Source organism: Hymenobacter nitidus (genome assembly GCF_020447315.1).
GTDB lineage: Bacteria > Bacteroidota > Bacteroidia > Cytophagales > Hymenobacteraceae > Hymenobacter > Hymenobacter nitidus.
On sequence record NZ_JAJADQ010000001.1, the window covers coordinates 752,902 to 771,980 of the forward strand.

The 19,079-nt window shown below is 61.8% G+C and carries 9 protein-coding genes; all 9 read right to left on the minus strand.

Annotated elements, in window-relative coordinates; translation table 11 throughout:
* Positions 1–63 precede the first annotated feature (63 nt).
* Positions 64–5,304, minus strand: coding sequence for a non-ribosomal peptide synthetase (locus LGH70_RS03260; protein ID WP_226182643.1), 5,241 nt, complete (start codon positions 5,302–5,304; stop codon positions 64–66).
* Positions 5,305–5,375: 71 nt separating this feature from the next.
* Complete coding sequence (locus LGH70_RS03265; RefSeq protein ID WP_226182645.1) at positions 5,376–6,467, minus strand: D-TA family PLP-dependent enzyme; 1,092 nt, start codon at positions 6,465–6,467, stop codon at positions 5,376–5,378.
* Positions 6,468–6,586: 119 nt separating this feature from the next.
* Positions 6,587–6,961: an acyl carrier protein gene (locus LGH70_RS03270; protein ID WP_226182647.1), complete on the minus strand. Its 375-nt coding sequence runs from the start codon at positions 6,959–6,961 to the stop codon at positions 6,587–6,589.
* Positions 6,962–6,987: 26 nt separating this feature from the next.
* Positions 6,988–8,214 (minus strand): pyridoxal phosphate-dependent aminotransferase, encoded by a 1,227-nt coding sequence (locus LGH70_RS03275; protein WP_226182649.1) that lies wholly within the window; start codon positions 8,212–8,214, stop codon positions 6,988–6,990.
* Positions 8,215–8,254: 40 nt separating this feature from the next.
* Positions 8,255–9,112: an alpha/beta fold hydrolase gene (locus LGH70_RS03280; protein ID WP_226182651.1), complete on the minus strand. Its 858-nt coding sequence runs from the start codon at positions 9,110–9,112 to the stop codon at positions 8,255–8,257.
* Between the two features lie 52 nt (positions 9,113–9,164).
* The gene (locus LGH70_RS03285) at positions 9,165–10,574 is read right to left on the minus strand and encodes a nitroreductase family protein (protein ID WP_226182653.1); all 1,410 of its coding nucleotides are present in this window, start codon (positions 10,572–10,574) and stop codon (positions 9,165–9,167) included.
* 73 nt (positions 10,575–10,647) lie between these two features.
* Entirely contained in the window at positions 10,648–11,166 is a 519-nt protein-coding gene (locus LGH70_RS03290) for a UpxY family transcription antiterminator (RefSeq protein WP_226182655.1), read from the minus strand.
* Positions 11,167–11,692: 526 nt separating this feature from the next.
* Entirely contained in the window at positions 11,693–14,209 is a 2,517-nt protein-coding gene (locus tag LGH70_RS03295) for a TonB-dependent receptor (protein WP_226182657.1), read from the minus strand.
* Positions 14,210–14,424: 215 nt separating this feature from the next.
* A complete protein-coding gene (locus LGH70_RS03300) occupies positions 14,425–19,077 on the minus strand; it encodes a non-ribosomal peptide synthetase (protein ID WP_226182659.1) in 4,653 nt (1,550 codons plus the stop codon).
* Positions 19,078–19,079: the final 2 nt, after the last annotated feature.

The following is a 19,079-nucleotide window of genomic DNA, read 5'->3' on the forward strand; positions in this document are numbered from 1 at the left end:
GGGCAGGTCATCGTAATTCCACTTGCTCGGTGGCAGCTGCTACACGCCGCAAGGCGTGGGGGGCTAAATGGTCATTGTCACCAGCTCATCGGCGCTTTCCTCGGCGGCTTCCACGGCGGCCGGCAGGGGCTGGCTGTGCATGCGCGACAAGGGGGCCTGGGTGCTTTCGGTGATGAGCTGTACAATGGGCAGAATCGAGTCTTCCCAGCCTTCGAACTTCTCGGTGCAGGGGTATTTCCACTCCAGCTTCACCGCATCCTTGTAGGCCTTGCAGTCCAGAATCAGGCGGTAGTTGCTGAGCACGGCGGCGTTGTTGCCAATCAGCTTCACTTCCTTGGCCTGGGGGCCGCTGGCCGGGTAGGCGTGGGCCAGGTGGTCGAAGTAGTTGAAGCGCACCTGCACGAAGTCGCCCAGCGTTTTCTGGCAGGCCGCGTGCAGGGCCTTTTCCATCTCGACGTAGGGTATCTGCTGGTGTAGGCGCCCTTCGTAGTACACCTCCATCACCTGCTTGCATACCTCCCCAAAGCTCATGTGCTCGTTCAGGCGCAGCTTGATGGGGAGCTTGTTGGCAATGACACCGACAAGCTGGGGCACGGCAATGCCGGGAATCAGCTGGTCGCGGCCGTTGGAGAAGATATCGACGATGGTTTCGGCCGCGCCGCTGCGGGCGTAGAGCGTCAGGGCAAATGCCGTGAGGAAGAAGCTGCTCAGGTCAATTTCATAGGCCTTGCAGAAGGCCAGAATCCGCTCATGGCTGTCGCCCTGCACTACCTGGCTGATGCGGAACAGATAGTCGAAGCTTTCTTCCGCACCCTGGTTCTCCACCAAAGGAGCCGAGTTTTCGAAGCCGGCCAGGTTGGTCGTCCAGTACGCCAGCTGCTGGCGGGCCGTGGCCGAGCGCATAAACCCATTCTGCCACTGAATGTAGTCCCAGTAGCGCGGGGCCGCCTGCACGTAGTGCTGCAGCTGCTCAGCCTGCCCCCGCATCAGCGACTCAATCAGCTGGATGAGCAGCTGGTTGGAGGCGCCATCGGTAACGGCGTGGTGAATCACAATCTGGCAGCGGGCTACCTGCGCATCGTGCACGACTACAAAGCGCACGAATTGCGGGTCGGTGAAGGTAAAGGGCTGGTGTACTTCCTGTTGAAACACGCTTTCGGTAAGGGCCGCGCTACTGGCGTTTTTCACCAGGTGCCGGCGTACATCGGGCACGACACTAGCGGCCGGAGCCACCCGCTGGAAAATCTCGCCGTGCCGCCGCTCAAACCGCACCCGCAAAACGTCGAGAGCCGAGAGAAACTGCGTGCACAGGGTTTGGAACAGCTCCACGCTGGCCGTTGGAAACACGAATTCGGGCAGCACACCCCGGCTTTGGTCGATGTCGCCGCTACGGAAGAAGTACTGCTGGTTGTAGGAGAGTTTGAAGAGGGGGCCCTGCGCCGCCACCCGGGCCGTGCAATAGTCCAGCGCCTGGCGCAGCTCAGCCTCGAAGGAGAAACGGAGGGCGTCAATCATCGACGCGGGGTAGCAGTCAGGGGCGTAATGCAGCGTCACTTGTAGCCCGTCGTCGAGCAGAGTAGCCGTCAGGCCCAGGCCGTTTGGCAATTCCGCTTCGGTGCCCGCTGCAAATTGTGCCGCCAGGAAAGGCGAACCGGCCAACGTGGGAGCAAAAGTGGCTTCCTGGTAGGCAAAGTGAAACGGCAGCGGCTCGGCCGAAACACCCTGGGCCGCCGGGCTGGCTGCATATCCGGCTCCGTTGCCGGGCACTTGCTCCAGGTGGTAGCGCACGGCGTCCAAGGCGGTATCCCAGGCCGCAAACTCGTTCAGCGCCAGCCAAACGGGGTACTGCACTGTGAAATTGCCAATGGAGCCGGCGCTGTCTGGTGCGGCGCTGTCCTCTTGCCGGGCCGAGGCTCCGAGGGTCACCGCGGCGGCGGCCAGCCCCAGCTCCGTGCGCAGGGCCCGGAGAAAGGCAGCCAGCACCACGTGGGAAGAAGAAGTAGCAAAGGCCTGGTTGGCAGTTGTCAGCACCGACTTGGTTATGGCGCCCAGCGTCCACTGCACCTGCTGGGTAGCTGGTGCCGCTGCCGGGCCGGCGCAGGCTTCGGTGGTAGCGTGCCAGTACGGCTGCTCCTTAGCGGCTGCTTCGCTGGTAGAGTAAGTAGCCAGCTCTTCCGTCCAGAGCTGAAAGGCGGTGGCTTTGGAGGTCAGGGCAAGGGCCGTATTCTGCTCAGCCTGGGCAAACAGGGTCGCCATATCGGCTACCAGCACCTGCCAGGAGGCGGCGTCTATCAGCGCCCCGTGCGCCACGATTCCTACCCGGTCGGCGTCGGCCCGGCGAAACACCAGGAACTTGACGGCCGGAATTCCCTGCCCCAGCTCTTCCTGCCGGGCGGCGGCCAGAATCTGATGCTCGTGCTCGGCCGCTTCTGCCACCGAAATGGCTTGGTGGTCGAAGTACGCCACCGCCGGCTTGGCCGTGGGCGGGATCTCCAGCTGCCACTGCCCGCTGGCCTGCACCAGCGCGCCGCGTAGCACGTCGTGGTGGCTGAGCAGCTTCTCCAGCACCTGGGTCAGCATGGTTTCGGAGAGCAGCCCGCGGGCCTGCACTACCACGGCGGGGTGCCGCGGGGCGGGCTGTTGCAGCAGGCGCTGCTGGTTGGGGGTCAGGGCAACGGTCTGGTTTTGCTTGGCAGGCGCCACGGCCTGAGCCGCGTCATCGTTGAGCACGGCGGCCTGCTCTTCCAGCACCAGGTTTTCGAGGAAGTCGCGGGTGGAAATCTTGTAGCCGTCGGTGCGCAGCTTCAGAATCACCTGAATGGCCGACAGCGAGGTGCCGCCCATGTCGATGAAGTTGTCTTTTACCCCGATGGTGTCGCGGTGCAGCACTTCCTTCCAGATTTCTATCAACTTGGCTTCCCGGGAGTTGCGGGCTCCCACGTGCTGCTGGCTGCTGGTCAGGGCATTGGTTTTGGGGTCGGGCAGCGCCCCTTTGTTCACCTTGCCGGTGGTGCTGATGGGCATCTGAGCCAGCTGCACGAAGTAGCTGGGCACCATGTAGTCCGGCATCTTGGTTTTGAGGTAGGCACGCAGCGCATCGGCGCTCTGGGGCACTTTGCTCACCAGGTAGGCCACCAGCTCCTTGCTGTTCTCAAACTGCCTGACGACCACCACGGCACTGTCGATTTCCGGGTGCTGGAGGAGCATGCTCTCTATTTCCTCCAACTCGATGCGGAAACCGCGAATCTTGACCTGGTTGTCGATGCGCCCCAGAAACTCGATGTTGCCGTCGGGCAGCCAGCGGGCCAGGTCGCCGGTGCGGTACAGGCGCTCATTGGCGTAGCCCAGGTCGGCTACGGCAGCAAAAGGGTTGGCAATAAAGCGGTCCGCCGTCAGCTCGGGGCGGTTCAGGTAGCCGCGGCCTACGCCGGTGCCGCCCACACACAGCTCGCCCACTACTCCCTGCGGCACGGGCAGCAGGTACTCGTTGAGAATGTAGCAGGAGGAGTTGGCCGTAGGCTTGCCAATCGGGATGGTATGGTAGTGCGCCGCCCGGTCGACTTCGAACACGGTGGAGTCGATGGTATTTTCGGTGGGTCCGTAGGTGTTATGCACCCTGGCCGTGAGGTTGGTGTGCAGGCGGCTCAGCAGCGCCTTGTTCAGCACATCACCGCCCGACACCAGGTGCCGCAGGGAGTGCAGGGCCGCGCCGCTCTCGATTCTATCCAGGAACAGGTGCAGGAAAGCCGGCGGCGTGTTGATTTTGGTTACCTGGTACTGCTCAATAATGCGGTACAGGTAGGCCACCAGATCCTCGTCGGTATTGGTAGGCACGATGATAACCCGCGCCCCGGAAATAATGGGCAGCAGGGTTTCCTCGATGCTGCCATCAAAGCAGTAGGAGCGGTAATACACGCAGGTATCGGCCGCGCTCAGGCCGTAGTAGTGCCGCATGTGCAGCAGCGTGGCGGCAATCTGGTCGTGCTCGATCAGCACGCCCTTGGGCAGGCCAGTGGAGCCCGAGGTGTAGATAACGTAGGCCACATCGGCCCCGGCCACAGGGCGGGGCAAGGCCAGCGGGGCAGTCGGAGCGGTTTCAGCAGCTTCATCGTTTAGCACGAGCACCTGCCGCTTGTCGGCGGCCAGGTAGGGCTTGGCAGCCAGCATGCTGGCTTCGGTGAGCACCAGGGCGACCTGCGTATCCTGGAGCATGAAGCTTACGCGCTCTTCGGGGTAATGCGGATCGAGGGGTACGTAGCCGGCGCCGCTTTTCAGGCTGGCCAGCATGGCCACGTACACGTTGAAGCTCCGCTCCAGGCAAATAGCCACCAGCCGGTTCTGCTCGCCGGCCGCTGCTACCGGCGCTACTGCCAGGATGCGGTGGGCCAGGGCGTCGGCGCGCTCATTCAGCTCCCGGTAGGTTAGTTCCTGGCCTTCCAGCACGAGGGCCACCCGGTCGGGCTGCTGCCGCACCATGTTCTCAAACAGCTCCACGATGGTCTGACCGGCTTCGGGGAAGGCGACGCCGCTGGCGTTGAAGGCCTGCAGCAGCTGGTGCTTTTCCGGGGCCGAAAGCAGGTCGGCCTGGCCGATGGGCCGGCCGGGATGGGTGAGCACCGCAGCCAGCAGCTGCTGGCAATGCCGGCCAAACTGCGCCATCAGCTGCTCGCTGTAGCGGCTGGCATCATATTCCAGCGTGAAGACTAGCTCCGGGCGTTCCTGCACCCGCACAATAAGGGCGGAGTTGCCGATACCGGCCGCCGTCGATTCGAAGCTGGGAACCGACTCGTAGATAAGCTGCACGCCCAGCAGGCACCGCTCTACCACATCAGGAGTTAGCTCCAGGGCCGCGGCCACCGTGTCCAGGGCAACGTGGCGGTGGCGCGCCGCATGGGTCACGGCTTGAGTTATCCGCTCGAAGGCAGTGTCGAAGGCGTCGGCGGGCCGTACCGCGGTGCGCAGGGGCAGGCCGCTAAAACCTTCGGCGTCGTCCGCGGCGCCGGCCTGGAAGCTGGTCGTCACGATAATATCCTGCTGGCGCGTGTACCAGTGCAGCAGGGTCGTTACCAACGCTACTACGCCCGTAAACAGCGTGCCTTGGCTCTGCTGGCTGTAGTCCCGCAGCGCCTGGGTGAGGATGGCATCAATAGAAAAATGATAAAAAGCGGGGCGCGGGGCCTTTTCCGCGGCCGATTTGTCGACCGGGAATTCCAACACCGGCAACTCGCCCGCCAGTTGGTTTTGCCAGTACTGGTGAGTCTGCTGGGCACTCACTTCAACACAATCTTTAACTTCAGTTTTCATAAAAAGTATAATTATCCAGTATTCTCTAGCTTCAATAAACAGGCGTGGAGCAGGGCGGAACGTGCCCGTTGCTACACCGTAATCATTCTGTTTCGGGCACTTACTTTCCAGGTGGTGTAGCACTCCTGGTCGCGGGCCACATACACCGACTCGTAGAGCGCAATGGTGGGGCACACGTGAATGGGTACCGCATACACCACCGTGCCCACGACAAAGCCCGCGGAGGAAGGCACTCTCACTACCAGATGCTCTTCGCTCTGCCCAATGGGCACACCTTCGGGCAGATTAAGGAAGCGTACCCGGGGCAAGGGCCGCTCGGCGGCTACGGCTTTGTGGCCCAAATCCAGCGTAATTGTCTGCTCATTCACCACCGACAGCACCCGGGTAACCAGGATGGCGGCCGGTTGAAAGGGCATATCGGGCAGGGCTTCCTGGTAGAAAGCATCCCAGAAAACGAACGTGCCGGGGCTCACCACCACGTCGGGGTGCTGAGCGTGGTTGAAGAAGGTGGGCGAGCCGCCCATTACCAGCGCCAGGCGGTGGCCGGTGGCCGCCGCAATATCGGTTTGGGCGCGCCGGGTCAAGGCCAATACCTGGTCGGTGCGTTGCTGACGCACCGACAGGTCGGTGTCGTTGATGTGGCCATCGTAGGCGTGCAGCCCTACCACGTGCAGGCCCGGCAGGTCCTGGCACTGCTGGTAGAGCGCCAGGGCCTGCGCGGGAGCAATACCGGTGCGGTTCATGCCCACGTTCAGGTCGAGGTAGACGGACAGCGGCTGGGCGGCAAAGGCCCGGGACAGTTCCTGGGCGACGGATACCGTATCAACCAGACAGGAAAAAGCCGTGCCCGGATACGCGGCCCGCAGGGCGCCCAGGCGCTGCACCTTGGGCCCGGTGGCCTGGTAGGCCAGCAGCACATCGGGGGCGCCGGCCAGGGCTACCATTTCGGCCTCGGCAATGGTGGCGGCCTTGAACTGCGTGATGCCTGCCTCCAGCAGCAGCCGGGTTACCTCCAGCATCTTGTGCGTTTTCACATGGGGCCGCAGCCGGGCTGCCTCGGGCACGAGCCGGAGTAGGGCTGCAATATTGGCCTGCAGCCGCTCCTGCACAATCACGACGACCGGCGAATCAATTGCCTCGATATTTTTTAGGTCAAACCACATGGAAACAGAAGTCAGGAGCCGCGCATACGCACTTGGTGAGCCGCGGCGCGCGGCGGATAGTCATTGAATTCGGAGGGGCCGGTCCGGCAGTGGAAACCCGCCGGGCGGCGCCGCGCTTGCTAGCGGCTGCGAACCGGCAAGAGCTGCTCGCGGCTGGCGGCGGGCTGGTGGTGCAGCGGGAAATACGACTCGCCTACAAATGCCTCCTGGCCGGCCCCATAGCTTTGTACCACCTCATTGTGGGCTTCCATCACCAGAAAGCTGGCAATAGTATTGAGCGTGCTCAGCGTCAGGCTGTTCACGTCGCTGGTGCGCCATTCAATGCCGAACTCGGTTTCAATGCCCACCATCAGGTGCAGCAGCCCCATCGAGTCCAGGCCCAGATCAACCAGCAGCTCGTCTTTCAGCTCCTCGGGGCTGCAGTTGCTAAACCGCTCGTAGCCCGCATCAATCAGCAGCTCCCACAGGCGACGGATAATTTCTTTCTTTTCCATAAGTGATACACTAGCATAAAGGATAATTATAGATAGGTAGCGGCTTCCTTGGGGAGCCTGCTCAGCACGGCAAAAGCGGCCTGTAGCCGCCCCAGCGCCGCCCGCAGATTCTCTTCGGAAGTCGCGTAGGAAATACGAATGCAGGTGGGCGCCCCGAACGGCGCGCCGGTAACGGTGGCCACGTGCGCTTCTTCCAGCAGCCAGCAGCAGAGGTCCTGGGCCGTGGGCAGGTGCGGGCCGAGGTAGTGGCTGACGTCGGGCAGGAGAAAAAACGCGCCGGCAGGCTCCTCGACTGCCAGATGCGGAATGGCGCGCAGCAGCTCCAGCAGCAGGTCGCGGCGGCGGCGGTACTCCTGCTGCATGGCCTGCACCGGCGCCTGGGTGCCGCTGAGGGCCGCCACAGCTGCTTTCTGGGCTATGGCGCAGGGGCCCGAGGTCATCTGGCCCTGCACTGCGTTGCAGGCGTCCACAATCCAGCGGGCGGCGGCCAGGTAGCCCACCCGCCAGCCCGTCATAGCAAAGCCCTTGGAAAAGCCGTTGACGGTAATTACCTGGTTCTTGATAAAGTCGATAGAGCCAATACTGAAGAACTCGGCCTGAAACCGGATGTGCTCATAGATTTCGTCGGCCACGACCAGCACGTGCGGATGCTGGGCCACCACTTCTGCTATCTGCGTCAGCTCGGCCCGGCTGAAAATGGCGCCTGTGGGGTTGCAGGGCGAGGAATACAGCACCAGCTTGGTGCGCGGCGTGAGGGCGGCGGCCAGCTCGGGGGCCGTTGCTTTGTAGTGATTGGCAACGGCACCCTGCAAGAGCACCGGTGTGCCGCCCGCCAGCTGCACCAGCTCGTAGTAGGTAAGCCAGTAGGGCGAAAAAATCAGCACTTCGTCGCCGGGGTTCACCAGGGCCAGAATCACGTTGGCCAGGGCCTGCTTGGCCCCCGTGGATACGATGATGTTGTCGGCGCTCCAGGCCAGGTTGTTTTCGCGGCGCAGCTTGTCGGCAATGGCGGTGCGCAACTCCAGGGAGCCCGCCACGGGCGTGTACCAGGAGTTGCCCTCGTCGATGGCCTGCTTGGCGGCTTCCCGGATGTGGGGGGCCGTGGGAAAATCAGGCTCGCCCAGGCTCAGGTTGATAACCGGCTTGCCCTGGGCCCGCAACGCCCGCGCCCGGGCCGTCATGGCCAGCGTCTGCGACTCGCCCAAAGCACTCAGGCGGTCAGCAAGCAGCAAGTGGGAAGGGCGGGGCAGCATGGCGAAACGGAAAAAACGGTGAAAAAAACGTACGCACAGCCTATCCGGGGCACGCTACCGGCTCGGTCGTGCCGATAAAGCGCAGCAGTGCCTTTTCAAACAGCGTTTTCGACTCGAAATAGGGCATGTGGTTGCAGAAGTCGATAATGGCTACTTCCGCATCGGGCAGCAGGCGGGCCAGCAGCCCGATACTGGAGGGCGAGTTCAGGAAATCCTGCTCCCCGGCCAGCAGCAGCGTCCGGACGGTGATTTTGCGCAGCTCCTCCGCGTTGTCGGTGTGCCCAATGGCCAGGGCCAGAAACGCACGTAGCTGCTCGACGGAGCTGGTGTTGACAAACATGGCTTTCTGCGCCAGAAACGCTACCTCCTGCCCTTCCTGCACCGTCCGGCACGAAAGCGTCTGGGCGTAGAGCTGTTCAAACAGGGCATCGGGGCCAGCCATATTCAGCGTGTGCAGCCAGCCCGTGAGCAGTAGCTTCTTGCGAGCTTCGCCGAAGGGGCTAAAAAAGGGTGACACCAGCACCAGGCCAGCCAGTTGCTCGGGGTGCAGCAGGGCAAACCGCTTGCAGATCAGCGTGGACGTGGACAGGCCCACCAGCGTGGGCTGCTCCAGGCCCAGGCGGGCCAGCAGCCCGGCCAGGTCGGCCACATGGTCATCAAGGCGCATGCTGTTTACCAGGGGCTGAATCTTGTTGTACGAGCCCTGATTGCGCAAATCATACACCACGAGCTTGTAGCGGCTGAGTACCGGCGCGAAATACCGCACCCAGATATGCTTGGACGAAAAGAAGTCGTTGACCACCACCAGGGACGGCCCGTCTTTTTGCCCATACACTTCATAATGCAGCTCGATGCAGGGGCTCACCTCCACAAAGCCTTGTTCGATTGGATATCTCATAACACCTGTAAGCAGCCGGATAAGAACTATTGTAACCTGACTCGGAAGAAAGCTAGCCCACTCCTACCACCGTAGAATTATCATATTTGGCTATCAAATTGTCGGGGGCGCCAAAGGCCTGCACCACCATGGGCAGGTAGCCCGGCTGGCCCAGCACGTCGTTCAGCAGCTTTTCGGAAAAGCCCCCGATAGTGGTAGTGCCCACCTTGTTGAACAGCCCCGACTGGTACAGATTGGCGCACAGCAGCCCGCTGAAGAGCACTCCCTTCACGTAATCGATGTAGCCGGCGGAAAAGCCGGTGCGCTTGTTCACGTTCACCAGCACCACTACCACAAAGGCGGCATTGCGCATGATAATCTGGTCTTGGCAGGCGGCTACTAGCTGCTGGCTCAGCTCAGGCCGGCTCAGATGGGGCAGCTCACGGGCGGTACCGGCCGCCAGGTATTCCACCTGGGCCGGGGTGCCGGCCACATTCACGGCCACGCAGGCCAGCTCATAGTCGCCCACGGGCAGCACGGCCCTGATTTTGCGGGCGTAAGCCGCTATGTCCTGCTTCACTGCCTGGTACTGGGCCCGCGGCACGGCATCGGCAGCAAACGACTTGACAGAGCGCCGGTTGAGCAGGTAGTGCAGCACATCTTCCTCGTGCAGCTCCTGCCCACTGTAGCTCAGGGGCGTGGTGTGGGGTTGGTAGTCGGCGCAGGCTTTGGCGTAGAAGCTTTGGGCCCGCAGCAGGTTCACGTTGTAGATGTTGGGGTAGGCAATGGAAGAAGCCGGCCCTTGCTCCCCGGCAAACGTGGGAGTAGCGGTGGCCACGTCGAGCTTGACCTCGTCAAAGCCGTTATCCAGGGCCAGGCTGAGCAGCAGGGTATTGCTGGCCGGGTCGGCCAGGTAGTGCCGGGCCGACGGGCGGGGGAAGTGCAGCACCAGGTTGGCATCTTTTCGCCAAGTGGCCGACAGCAGCCAGGCATTGTAGAGCACGAAAGACGCATCGAGGTAGAGGTAGCGGAAAGACCGCACGCCGTACTTCTGAATGGTGCGCCCGAAGTCGGAATACACCAGGATAACGCTCCGGTCGGGGGTGGGCTTCAGGTCGTGGAGCAGCTGCGGGACGTTGGCGTTTTCCACGGCAAAAAAGCCGTGCTGGCGGAAGCTGTAGTAGAGCAGCTGCCAGCGGCCTTCCAGAAAGTGCAGCAGCAGCAGCTCGGTGGGGTACAACGCCCCCGCCGAAGGCGTGGCGCGCTTGAGCTGGTTCTTATCGTCCTTGCGGTACCCGTAGATGGCTTCGAAAAGCACCTTGTATTTGTCGAGGGCGGCCGTGGTGGGCACGGGCGGGGCCTGGCGTTCGAAGTCGAAGGAGTTGAGGGCGAAATTAATCCGGTTTACGAGGGAATTGCGCGACTCTACGTCCTGCCGGCACAGGGCCTTGAGCTTGTAATTATCTTTTTGCAGAACAGTCATATAGCAACAGGCAATAGCGGTAGTTGATCAATCAATAATCCTTGTCGATAAGCACGAAATAAAATAAGCCGCCCTAGGAGGCAAGGCTAACCAGGCTGCTAGCGGCCAGGTCCACGGAAAAGGACTGGCGCAGGGCTTCAATCTGAATGACGAGACGCTCGGCCCCGTTTTTCCGGACCACGTAGCCTTCCACTCCCTGCAGATGCCCCGCGCTGACGCGCACTTTCTGACTCATCTGGTAATCGAATACCTCCTTCACGATTTCGCGCGGCTGGGTCACGATCTGCCGGATGGCCGTAATCTGCTGCTCGGGAATGGCGACGGGCCGGCCGTCGAAGGAAATGAAGCGCACCAGCTCCCGGATCTGCAGCAGCTCGAAGCGCCGCTCGGGGGTGGTCTTCACGAAGATGTAGTTCGGAAACAGCGGCACCTCTATCAGCCGCTTCCGGTCGCTCCACTGCCGCACTACCGTTTGCAAGGGCAGGAACGATTCGGTGCCCAGGGCCTGGAGCTTGCTGTAGGCTTGCTTTTCCGCTTTCGGATAGGTGTACACCGCGTACCAGCCATCCTTCGCCTTCGGTTTCGTGTTCATAACTGGATAAAGAATAGAGTAGCGAGCTGCTGGCAGCCCGGGGGCCAGCGGGCCCAGGCCAGGGCGTCCTGGGCCTGGACCCGGCTGCGGGGCCCCGTAATACATAGCACTACATAAGATAAGGTATAGTCGCCGGGCGGAGCTTCGCCACGTAAGTCACAGCCGTTGATTTTTTGCTGTTGCTTATCGGGGTGGTCAGCCGAGCACCCGGCAGAAGCGCTAAGAATAATAATTGCTCTTCCGGGTGTTTCAAAAGTGCCTAAACCGGCCTGCTTCCCGAAAAAATTTACACCAACACCTTCATGCGCTATACCAATCCGGCTCCCGGGCGTGCCAGAAGGCGGCAGTGCTGCCCCCGGCCTAGCCTGCTGCTGCCGCCCACCGCCCCGCCGGCGCCGGCCTGGTAGTTTCCAGGTCTTCCCACGGGGCATCAAGGGTCGGCCAGCTACGCCAGTGGCCCTTGTCCACGCCCCCGGTAAGAGGGCGTAAGCAAGGGCCACTGCCTGCGAAAAGATTCCGGCGCGGGCTAGTTGCCGGCGTTCTTGATTCGGCCGCGTTCTTCCTCCAGACCGGTTTTGCGCTGCCGGCTGGCCGCTACTTTCGTGTTGCCGAAACGGTAGCTGAACGTGAGGCGGGCCGAGCGGCTTTCGCGGCGGCTGCGCACGGCCACGTCGACGCCGGGCGAGTTGAAGCCGCCGTTGGGGTAGTTGGTCCAGAAAACGTCCGATACGTTCAGCTTCAGCATGGCCTTCTCGTGCATGATGGGCTTTTGCAAGCCGACCGAAACGGCCCCGAGCGGGTTGCGCGAAAACTGCCCGTCGATGATGCGGGAGATGTAAAACCCGCTCAGCTCGGCGCTGTAGCCCCCGGGCAGATCAAACTGCTGCGACGTGTTGACGGACCAAGAGGTGGTGGCCTTGTCCAGGCGCTGCGTGATGCTGGCGTCGGTGCCGGTGCTCGACACGCCGGGCACGTCGCCGTAGTAGTGGTTGCGGTACAAGTTGAAGTACGTGTTCGTATCCCACCATTTGGCAATGGTCCAGGGCAGCGAAACCGCTACGCCGTAGTTATCCAAGGTGCCGATGTTCAGCTCCGTGAGGTAGGTGATTTTCAGGGCGTTATTCTGCTGCAGAAAGTCACTCATGACGCCCGTGGTTTTGCTGTAGTTCAGCGTCGTGGTGATGCCGCTCTTGTAGGTGTGCGACAGTTCTACGGCGTTGGTAAACTGCGGCTGCAGCTGCTCGTTGCCCCGGTTGAAGGTGTAGGGGTCCAGGAAGTAGAGAAACGGGTTCAGGTCTTCGTAGCTGGGCCGGTCGATGCGGCGGCTGTAGGAAAAGCCAATCTGGTGGTTGTCGCTTAGCTTTTGGCTCAGGAAAGCACTGGGAAACAGGCTGGTGTAGTTGCGCTTGACCAACTCTTTGCCCTGCAGCTTGCCCTGGCCGTTGGTATTCTCGGCCCGCAGGCCCAGCTGCACACTCAGCTGCCCAAATTGCTGCGCATAGTTTACGTAGCCGGCGTGGATATTTTCGCGGTACTCAAAGTCCCGGGTGCGCTGGGGGTCGACCAGCGGCTGCCGGGCCTCCGAGTTCAGGAAGAAGAAGTTCATGCTGTTCTTCGACGTCACCCAGCTCGACTTCACGCCCAAATCCAGGTGCCCTTTGCCGGGCAGGGGCCGGGTGTAGTCGATTTTGCCCACCCGCACGAGGATATTGGATGTGTTCAGGCCGTCTTCGTTACGCACCTGCCGCAGAACGTCCTGCTGGTCGAACTTGGTGGTGCGGTACTGCTGGGTGTTGTCGTTATCGAAGAGGGCGTAGTTCATGTCCACCGTTATTTCCTGCCCGGTCGAATCGATTATGTGCTTCAGGTTCAGGTTGGCCGAGTTGTTCAGCCAAATGTTGTTGAGCTGGCCGCGGGTAAACACGGCCGTATCCAGCGCCGCGTTGGTATGCTGAATGCGTGTGTCGCTGTCGTAGTACTGTTTGTTGTCGTTGGCCAGGCCGCTGAACAGCACTCCCAGGGTAGTCTTAGGGGTCAGGTAATAATCCAGCCCGCCCTTGTAGCTGATCGAGCGGTTGTCCACGGTCTTTTCCGAGAGCTGCTCAAAGCTGGTGGAGCCTTCTTCTGCGCTGCCCGTAAACCGGCGCGTGATGTACTGCGTCTGCGGACTTTTGCCGTTGTCGCCGGCAAGGCTGCCGTACAGGTTCAGCTTGCCCTGACGGTAGTTCAGGTTGAGACCCGCCTGCTCTTTCAGGTAGTTCACGGCCTTGCCGTTCGAGCGCTCAAACAAGCCCAGGCGGGCCCCGGCGTTGAAGGTACCGTTCAGGCCCACGTTCTGCAGCTTCTTCGACTTGATGTTGATAACGCCGGCATTGCCCGCCGCATCGTATTTGGCGGGCGGGTTGGTCATAATCTCAATCTTATCGACCTGGCTGGCCTGCAGGTTCTTGAGCGTATTGGCCAGGTCGGAGGCCGACATGTAGGTGGGCTTATCGTCGATGAGCACCAGCACGTTGCTTTTGCCCTTCAGCGAAATACCGCCGTCCTTATCAACGTACACGCCCGGCGACTTTTCGAGCACCTCCAGCGCCGTGCTGCCGGCCGATACCACGGAGGCGTCCACGTTGACCACAATACGGTCGAGCTGCTGCTCGATAAACGGCTTCTTGGCCACCACATTCACCTCCCCCAGCTGCTGCGACTCGGCCGCCAGCGTGATGTCGCCGGCCTGCACATTGAGGTGGCTCTCATCGACGACGAAGGCCGGCGTGTAGGTTCTCTTGTACGACATCCGCGACACGACGACGGTGTAGGTGCCGGCCGGAACCTGTTCAAACTCAAATTTCCCTTCCAGGTCCGCCAAGCCGCCCTTCACCAGGGTCGAGTCGGCGGCTTTTAGCAGGGAGATGCTGGAAAACTCCAGCGCCTTATGCTGCTCATCGGTGATGCGGCCCGTGACTTTGCCGGTTTGCTGCGCCCAGGCGCTGGTGCCGATTATCGAGAACAGGCACACAAATAACATTTCCTTATTCGCTGGTTTCATTGTCATATATAGTTTAGCACCTGAGGTTTATTCTGGAAATAGCGCGTATAGCCTGGCCGGCCAAGCAGAATTGCTTGGCTTGGAATATCCAAAGTAGCAGTGGGGAAAGGCGGCGTAAAAAAGTATTACACCAACCGGGGTATTGGTGGTATCAACCGGAGTATTGCCGCCCACAAAGGCGAGCCGGCCGCGCGGGCCGCCGGCTCGCCCGCGGGCTACGCCAGTACTGCTTCGGCAGTAGAAGCCAGCACGGTGCGCAGCAGCGTCAGCAGGCCGGAGCCATACGCGTCCTGGCTGCTCGGGCCGTGCGCGGGGGTTTCTACGCAGTACCGAACCGTGAGCTTGAGGGCATTCTGGTACTGAACCACCGTGAGGCGCACCGGGTCCGGGAAGCCGGTTTTGCCCGCTGGGCCTTCCACCACTTTCCTTACGGGCAGCTGGAGCCCGGCAACCGGCTTATCCGACTGGTCCTGGAAGTTGACCATACCCGAAAGGGCAGTCCGCAGCGGCAGGGCGTTGAGTTTCTCGAACTCCTGGGCAATTCTTTCAAAAGGAATATCCTGGTTGCTGCGCCCGTCCAAAATGGCCTGCGTAACGAGGCCGAGGTGCTGCACAAACGGCTGCTCCGGCTGCCTCACCCCGATTTTCACGGGAAACGCATCGGCCACCACTCCTACCAGCTCCTGCAGGTTCAGGCCCGGAACCACCCGGTCGCGGCCCGTGGAAACCACGTTGATGAGCACCGCCGAGGCATCGGCCCGCGGGGGCAGCAGCTGGCTGAATGCAGTGACGAGCAGACTGCTCAGGTAGGTGGCGTTGGCTTTGCAGAAAGCCTGGGCCTGCTGCAGCATTTCTTCTTCCAGGTAGCACGTTTCTTCCACCACAACGCCTGTGCCGCCCGCCTGGGCGGGGCTCTCGGCCGCAGTATCCAGCCGGAGCTGGTGTTGCCAGTAGCGTAGCTGGGACTTGGCCGAATCGGAGGCCAGGTAGCGCTGCTGCCACTCGATGTAGTCGAAATACGAGGGGTACGACTGCGCCGCCATAAGGCTCTGGCCACGCAACTCGCACAAATTAAACAATGATTTAAGGATCAAATCATTGGAATACGAATCGGTGATGGCGTGGTGAATGCACAGGTAAACCATGGCCCGCCCGCCCCCGTGAATGACACCACAGCGGATAAACTGGGGGCTGTCGAGGGCGAAAGGCAGCTGTAGCTGCTGCTGCAGGCGCTGCTGAGCCGCGTCCAGCTCCTCGGCCGTGGCTATTTCATCGTAGATGATTGTCGGTACTACTTCGCCCACGGGTACAACGCGCTGTAGCACGCGCATGCCCGTATCGGCAAAGGCCGTGCGGAGCACCGGAAAAGCCGATAGTAGCTCTGTATAAGCGCTTTCGAAGGATTCCTTGTCGAATTTGGAGAGGACAATGGGACCTGCCAGCCCTTTGCTGGCCAGCAGCCCGCTGCCCACGAAGTAGCCCTGCTGATGCCAGGACAGCGGCGTCCAGGTGTGGCCGCCGGTGCCCGCGCCCAGGGCAAACCGCTCCTTGCCGCAGGCAGCTTCCACCGCCTCAATCGGGGTGAGGCGTTCGGCCAGCACTTCCAGCACCTGGTAGGTCAGCACGTCGATAACGGTGAGGGCATAGCCCTGGGCCCGCAGCAACGACACCAGCCGGATTGACTTAATAGAGTTGCCACCCAGGTCAAAGAAGTTATCCTGGATGCTGACCTGCTCTTTGTTGAGTAGCACTTTCCACAGCTCGACCATGCGGGCTTCTGCTTCGTTGCGGGGAGCCTCGTAGGGTTTGGCGGCTACGCTGCTGCCTGCGGCAGGCTCCGGCAGTGCTTTCCGGTCCAGCTTGCCGCTGCTGGTCAGGGGCATGCTTTCCAGCTGCACGAAGCATGTGGGCACCATATACTCGGGCAGCTTGCGGCGCATGTAGCTGCGCAGATCTTCGGGCTCCAGGGGCTGCCGGCCCACCAAGTAGGCCACCAGCTCGGCCTCGGCACCCGTCCTGACCTTCGCCAGCACGGCTACGTGCTCCAGGTCGGGGTGCGTGCTCAGCACACTTTCTACTTCACCCAGCTCGATGCGGTAGCCGCGGATTTTAACCTGGTGGTCGATGCGGCCCAGGTAGTCGAGCGAGCCGTCGGGCAGCCAGCGGCCCAGGTCGCCGGTGCGGTAGAGGCGCGCCCCGGGCTGGTAAGGATGGGCCACAAACTTCTCCTGGCTCAGCGCGGGCCGGTTCCAGTAGCCGCGGGCCAGCTGCCGGCCCCCGATGTAGAGCTCCCCGACCACGCCCACCGGCACCAGCCGCTGCTGCGCGTCTAGCACCACCATTTGCGTATTCGGCAGCGGCTTGCCAATCGTCACCTTATCCGTCGCGGGGTTGGTATCGAAGTACGTTACCTCAATGGAGGCTTCGGTAGGTCCATACAGGTTGCTGATGGGAATGGCCAGCTTGCTGTACCATTTGCGCACACTCTCCACCGGCAAAGCCTCGCCGCTGGTATACACCCGCCGCAGGCTGTTGAGGGCTGCCACCTGCGCATCGGTTTCCAGCACGTCGCCCATGAAGGCGCTCAGCATGCTCGGCACAAAGTGCATCTGGGTTACCTGATGCCGGGCAACCAGGGCCGTAATCCGGCTCGGGGAATAGATATCGTCGAGCTGGCACAGCACCAGCTTGCAGCCCCAGCACAAGGGCAGCAGCAACTCCCAAACCGATACGTCGAAGGTGAAGGTGGTTTTTTGCAGTACCACATCCTCGGGCGTGAAGCCGTAGGTCTGCCACATCCACTGCAGGCGGTTGATGACGCCGCCATGCTCAAGCGCGCAGCCCTTGGGCTGCCCGGTAGAGCCGGAAGTGTAAATGACGTAGGCCAGATTGGTCGGCAGCAGGGCCGTGGACAGAGGCGTGGCAGCGTACTGGCCCCGGCTCACAAGGAAACGGTCAATTTCGGCCTGATCCAGGCAGGCCTTGCACTGGCTATCCTGCAGCAGGTATTCGATGCGCTCCTGCGGGTGGCTCGGGTCGATGGGCACGTAGGCGGCGCCGGCTTTCAGAATGGCCAGAATGGAGACAATCATCCACTCGCCCCGGCCCAGCCGGATGCTGACCAGGTCTTCGAGCCCTACCCCGTGCCGGGCCTGCAGGTAGCGGCTCAGCTGGTTGGAAACTTCATCGAGCTGGCGGTAGGTGAAGGTGGCCTCGCCGACCAGCAGGGCCGTAGCGTCGGGCCGCAGCTGCACCTGCTCGGCAAAGAGGTGCACCAGGGTTTTCTCGCCCGGGCTCGTTGCTGGCCCGCTGCCGATGGTCTGCAACAGCTCGGCCTGCTCGCCTTTGGTGAGGTATTCTACCTGCTGCACGGGCAGGGCGGGCTGCTGGCACATAGCTGCCACCAGGGCTTTGTAGTGGTTGGCCAGCTGCGCGATGGTGGCTTTGCTGTAGATGTCCTCGTTGAACTCGATGGACAGCTCCAGAATATTGCCGGCTTCCTTGAAGTTGAACAGAAGGTCAAACTTGCTGGCCCGCTGGCCCAGGTCGTCGACCTGCCCGGCCTCGGGCTCGGTGCCCCGGGCGTTGGCCGCTTTTTCGCCCGTATTCTGCAGCACCAGCATCACATCGAACAAGGCGGAGCGGCCGGCGTCCCGTTTCAGGCTCAGCTCGTCGACCAGCCGGTCGAAAGGGTAGCTCTGGTGCTCGTAAGCACTTAAGGTGGTCTGCTTCACCAGCCCAAACAGCTGCTCGAACGTGTGCTGGGCCTCGAAGCGGGTACGCAGGGCCAGCGTGTTCACGTAGCACCCGATCTGCTGGCTCAGGCCTTCGTAGTTGCGACCCGCAATGGGGCTGCCGATAATGATGTCTTGCTGGCCCGTGTAGCGGTACAGCAACGCCTTCAGGGAAGCCAGCAGGCCCATGTAGAGCGTGCCGTTCAACCGGTGGCTCAGGGCTTTGATACCGGTAGTCAGCTCCTGATTGAAGCGCAGATTGATGGCCCGGCCCCGGTACGTTTTCACGGCCGGGCGCGGATTGTCGCCGGGCAGCTCCAGGGAAGGCAGCTCGCCCTCGAACTGCTTGCGCCAATAGGCCTGGTGCCGGGCAAAACTCCCGTTGCGCAGCTGCTGCTGTTCCCAGTGGGCATAGTCCTTGTACTGCACCGGCAGGGCTTTCAGATTCGGCTCCTGGCCTTGCTGATAAGCCGCATAGCAGGCCGCCAGCTCAGTAGTCAGCACGTCCATCGACCAGGCATCCCCGATGATGTGGTGCATGCTGTACATAAACTGGTGCGCATTGCCGGGCAGGCGACACAGTACGGCCCGGAAAAGCGGGCCGTTGGCCAGGTCAAACTCCCGGCGCAGCTCTTTGCGGACCGTCGCCAGCGCCGCGGCAGTGTCGGGAGTCCGGCGCAGGTCCAGGTGCTGCACCACAAAGCCGGTTTGCTCCCGGGGCAGCACCCACTGCTTGATGTCGCCGTGCTCATCTTCCCGGAAAACTGTTCGCAAAATCTCATGCCGGTCGACGATATGGTGTACCGCCCGCTCGAAATGCCCGATGTGCAGGGCCCCGAAGGCGCGCTGCCCCTCCATGATGTAGGCCACCGAGGCCTGCCCGTACTGGCTTACAATCCAGAGGCGCGACTGAGCCGATGACAGCTCATAGGCGGGCTGGGCGGGGGCTGAGCCAATTTGGGTGGCCTGGCCCAGGTAGGCCATCAGGGCCGCTTTATTCTCGCGGAGCAGGGCAATTATGGGCGCGGAAAGCTCGCCTTCCGGTGCCGATACATCTAGGTTGCCTTGTTCGGTAATCACCAGCCGGATTTTCTTCTCCGCCAGCGTATCCAGAATAGTTTGTATAGGATTCATAA